Genomic DNA, 1,005 nt, shown 5'->3' on the forward strand with positions numbered 1-1,005 from the left:
GGGCGCAGGCGTCGGGGCGATGGGGGTCTCGCGCGGCTCGGCGCGGCCGACCACATCGACCTTGGCGACGATCGCCGTGCGGACGATGACGTCGATCTTGCGCACCTGGCCGCTCTCGGCCTGCCAGAGCGCCGTGAGCTTGTCGCGATAGTAGGTGGAGATCCACGACTTCAGGAAGCGGCTCGGCACGGAGTGGGTGACGGTGCCGCCCTCGATGGACTCCAGCTTCATGCCGGCAAACCAGCAGGAGAAGACCTCGTCGCCGAGATCGGCGAGCAGACGCGCCCGCACGCTCTGCCAGGCCTCGTGGCCGGCATCATGGCCGCGTGCGGCTTCGCCGTCCTTGCTGAATTCCATCTCGCCCATCTGTGCCTCCTGGTCGAACCACCCGTTCCGGATCCCGGCGCCGCCGCCGCACCGTCAGGCCCGAAACTCTGCCGCCCCGAAGCGGCAGGCCCTCAATGAAAGCGGCGGAGCCTCGCCCCGCCGGCCGTGTCGTCGTGTCGCCTGCCGCTCTCATGCGGCGGCCTTTGTCCGGGCCCCGGAGATCCTGTCCTCAGGACTGGACCCAGGGCAGGCCGGCCGCCTTCCAGCCGCCGGCCGTTCCGCGATGGCCGGCCGCATCGAGCGGGCCTTCGAAACCGCCGGCCACGTTGTGGCAGGCGGTGTAGCCGAGGCCGGCGAGCGCGATGGCCGCCGACCTGCTGCGGACGCCGGAGCGGCAGAGGAACAGCACCGGGGCATCCCGCCCGGCACCGCGCGTCTCCAGCTCCGCCGACAGCACGGCCTCGAAGTCCGGGGTCCGCTCCATCGCCGGATAGCGCTGCCACTCGATCAGCACCGGCGTCTTGCCGACGCCGCCGAGATCCGGCACGCCGACGAAGGTCCATTCGGCCAGCGTCCGGACATCCACGAGCACCGCCCGCGGGTCTGTCTCAAGCACCGACCATGCCGCGGCGGCGTCGAGATCGCCGGCGTAGCCAAGATTTTCCAAGGCCATGAAAT

2 protein-coding genes are annotated in these 1,005 nt (G+C 70.8%); both read right to left on the bottom strand.

What is annotated here, in order from left to right:
* Nucleotides 1–366: DnaA N-terminal domain-containing protein (locus A6302_RS20480; protein WP_280939510.1), on the bottom strand; the 366-nt coding region annotated here is incomplete at its 3' end.
* 190 nt (nucleotides 367–556) lie between these two features.
* On the bottom strand, nucleotides 557–1,000 hold the full coding sequence (locus A6302_RS20485) for a rhodanese-like domain-containing protein (protein ID WP_069308538.1): 444 nt from the start codon (nucleotides 998–1,000) through the stop codon (nucleotides 557–559).
* Between the last annotated feature and the right edge of the window lie 5 nt (nucleotides 1,001–1,005).

The sequence above is a fragment of the Methylobrevis pamukkalensis genome, from assembly GCF_001720135.1.
Taxonomy (GTDB): Bacteria; Pseudomonadota; Alphaproteobacteria; order Rhizobiales; family Pleomorphomonadaceae; genus Methylobrevis; species Methylobrevis pamukkalensis.

Bases quoted from the DNA above. Each gene is read 5' to 3' on its own strand.
- A6302_RS20485 (WP_069308538.1), bottom strand. From the start codon at position 1,000: ATGGCCTTGGAAAATCTTGGCTACGCCGGCGATCTCGACGCCGCCGCG.